Source organism: Vaccinium witches'-broom phytoplasma str. VAC (assembly GCF_000309405.1).
Taxonomy (GTDB): Bacteria; Bacillota_I; Bacilli_A; order Acholeplasmatales; family Acholeplasmataceae; genus Phytoplasma.
On the sequence record NZ_AKIN01000152.1, the window covers coordinates 1 to 3,602 of the forward strand.

Consider the following 3,602-nt stretch of genomic DNA (forward strand, 5'->3'; position numbering starts at 1 on the left):
AATTATTTTATTGATATAAATATTTTAACAATAAGAAAGGTATCGTATTAATATGAAAGTATCATTTTTATCAGAATTAAAGTCTTTTAATAAACAAAGCACAATAGTGGTTTTAAAATTAGAAGATGAAAAACAAAACATTTCCGGCGTTAATGTTATCAATCTTCAAGGACAAGTGGAAAAAGCATGTCAAACAGAACAATTTAAAGGCAAAGCAGGTTCTGTTTTAAAATTAGTTCATCCTGAAGGTTGTTTATTTTCTCGTTTGTTAGTAGTAGGTTTAGGCAAAAACCCAGAAAATAATGAAGCTTGGAAGAAAGCAGGAAGAGCGACTTTATTTGCTTTGAAAAACGTTAAAGAAACAGTTGTTTTAACAGATTTTGAAAACCACTCTTCTTCTTTCCAAGCGGTAATGGATTATGTTTTAGAGATGATGTTAAAAAGTTATACTTTTGATCGTTATCATACAAAATCAAAAAAAGACGTTTCTGAAATATACGATGATTTATCGGTTGTAGTGGTGACGAAAGAAGCGTCTTTTTGCCAAAAAGAATTTCATAAGGTGGAAGCAGTAGTTCAAGGCTCTAATGTAGCTCGTGATTTAGTGAATGAACCAGCTAATGTTTTAGGAACAGATGAATTTGTCTCTCGTATTAAAAAATTAAATAAAATGGGCATTGAAGTAGATGTTTTAGATAAAAAACAAATTGCTCAGTTAGGGATGAACTCTCTTTTAGCGGTAGCTCAAGGTTCTGATTGTCCCCCTTATTTAGCTATTATGAAATGGCAAGGTTCTTCGTCTCAAGAAGCTCCTTTATCTTTTGTAGGCAAAGGGGTAGTTTTTGATTCTGGTGGTATTTCCATTAAACCTTCTGGCGGCATGGAAGATATGAAAGGCGATATGGCCGGAGCTGCTATAGTAGTAGGTTTAATGCATACTTTAGCCGCTCGCAAAGCGAAAGTTAATGTTGTCGCAGTAGTTGGTTTAGTGGAAAATATGCCAAGTGGCAAAGCTCAAAGACCTGGCGACATTGTTACTTCTATGTCTGGTCAAACTATTGAGGTTATCAATACTGATGCGGAAGGAAGAATGGTATTGGCTGATGCTCTTTATTATACTAAAAATCATGTAAAACCTCAATTAATAGTTGATTTAGCTACTTTAACAGGCGCTATTATGGTTGCTTTAGGAGAAGAACATGCTGGTTTATTCTCTAATAATAATGATTTAGCACAAAAATTGCTTTCCTCCGGACAAATAACTGGCGAAAAATTATGGTTAATGCCCCTGTCTGAAGAATACGACCGTTTAATTGATAGTAAATTTGCTGATATGAGAAATTCTTCAGGCAGATTAGCAGGTTCAATCACAGCTGCTCAATTTTTAAAACGTTTTGTGGGCGAAGATATTCCTTGGGCTCATATTGATGTTGCGGGTGTAGCTTTTAACGATAAAGTGAGCGTAGTTAACAATAGTTGGTCCACTGGTTTTGGCGTTCGTCTTTTAAACCAATTAGTGGCTAATTATTACGAAAAGAAATAAATTAACACTATTATCAAAAAAAAATAATCATAAACTTTTTTATCGCTCTTTTAGGATGCTTTTTTTCTTCCAAGTTTTTCTAAACCACTCATAAGAGTGGTTTTTTCTTTACCATAAGAAACGGAGGCAAACGCTGTTAAGCACCTATTATCTAGGAAATAAATCCATATCTCTTTTTAACTCCTTGCTTAATAACTAATTTTAATTTATTAAAATTCAGATAGATTTTTTAATTTTTCTTTCATAAAAGGTTTATAATAAAAGCGGTTGTTTTTTTTAATTTAAATTAAAATGGAAAAAAGAGGTGATTTTATAATTGTTGTTTTTTAAATTTTAAAAAATGTTTATTAAAAAAATTATGCGTTTACATAATAAAGGAAAAAGATTCATTTTTAAAAAAATTATTTTAGCAAACTTTCTTTCTTTTTTTGTTATCATCCAATCAATTAAAAAACATTGTTTTAGAATAAAAATTAACTTTATAAGAAAAAATTATGGACACAAATCAAAAATCTTTACTTTTACACGAAAAAAACAAAGGTAAATTGGCTACTAAAGTTAAAACAGAAGTTAATAATTTTGATGATTTATCTTTAGTATATACTCCTGGAGTTGCTGAACCTTGTCGTAAAATTCAACAAAATCCCGAAGACCTTTATAAATATACCATGAAATCTAACACAGTAGCTGTTATTACTAACGGTACAGCTGTTTTAGGTTTAGGAGATATAGGCTCTAAAGCTTCTATTCCGGTAATGGAAGGAAAATCTATTTTATTTAAAAGATTCGCCGATATAGACTCTTTTCCAATCGTTATAGATTCCAAAGATCCTGAAGAAATAGTAAATATTATTGCTAAAATTTCTGATGTTTTTGGAGCGATTAATTTAGAAGATATTAAAGCGCCTGAATGTTTCCGAATTGAAGAAGCTTTAAAAACGAAATTATCTATTCCTGTTTTTCATGATGATCAACACGGAACAGCTATCGTTGTAGCTTCTGGTTTAATTAATGCTTTAAGAGTAGTTAATAAAAAATTAGAAGACATTAGAGTTTTAATTTGTGGTACAGGTTCAGCTGGCATTGCGGTAGCTAAAATGTTGCTGAACTTAAAAGTTAAAGACATTATTTTATACGATAAAAAAGGTGTTATCCTTCATGATAACGATTGGACTAACCAAGAACAAAAGAAAATGTCTTTATTAACTAATAAAAACCAAGAAGACGGATCTTTAAGTGATGTTATTAAAAATAAAGACGTTTTCATTGGCGTTTCTGGACCTAACATTCTTAATAGTGAAATGGTTTCCACTATGGCTAAAGATGCTATTGTTTTTGCTTTAGCAAACCCAAATCCGGAAATTTTACCTGAAGAAGCTAAAAAAGGTGGAGCAAGAGTTATCGCTACTGGTAGATCCGATTACCCTAACCAAGTTAATAACTGTTTAGCTTTCCCTGGTGTATTTAGAGGAGCTCTTGATTATAAAGCGACTCAAATTAACGAAGAGATGAAAGTAGCTGCGGTTTACGCTTTAGCTAGCGTTATTCCTGCTAACGAATTAAACGAAAATAATATTATCCCTGGCGTGTTTAACGAACAAATTGTTGCTTCTATTTCTAAAGCGGTTGGAGAAGCGGCTGTTAAAACAGGCGTAGTAAGAAAATAAAACTTATTTAATGATATTTATGATCTAATTAAAAAAAGTTAAGAAAGGAATAATATTGAGAACAATAAAAATAGTAGTCGATATTTACCTCTTAGTGAGATCGATTCTTTAGACTCCTATTCAAAGAAACTAAACAAATAACTAACTAAACCACTTAATGTGGTTTTTTTATTTGTTAAAAAAGAAAAGGAATTATCACAGCGAAATCAAATGGGCACCAAAGAGGCCTTATTTGCAGTATTTTAACGAACTACAACGCTGGATAAAATAGCTTACTTCATATTCTCGGTGCGCTGTTTCTTTTTTTTAGACAACTTTTATCTCTAAAATTATTCTTTAAAACTTAAAATTAAGTGATAATTTCATATCTTTTCAAACTAACAAAGTATTTT

The 3,602-nt window shown here is 31.1% G+C and carries 2 protein-coding genes; both read left to right on the top strand.

All coding sequences use genetic code 11. The annotated features are described in order from the left end of the window. Nucleotides 1-52: 52 nt before the first annotated feature. On the top strand, nucleotides 53-1,543 hold the full coding sequence (locus RI68_RS02605; protein WP_017193685.1) for a leucyl aminopeptidase: 1,491 nt from the start codon (nucleotides 53-55) through the stop codon (nucleotides 1,541-1,543). Between the two features lie 494 nt (nucleotides 1,544-2,037). Then, nucleotides 2,038-3,210, top strand: coding sequence for an NAD(P)-dependent malic enzyme (locus RI68_RS02610; RefSeq protein WP_017193686.1), 1,173 nt, complete (start codon nucleotides 2,038-2,040; stop codon nucleotides 3,208-3,210). The last annotated feature ends 392 nt before the right edge of the window (nucleotides 3,211-3,602 follow it).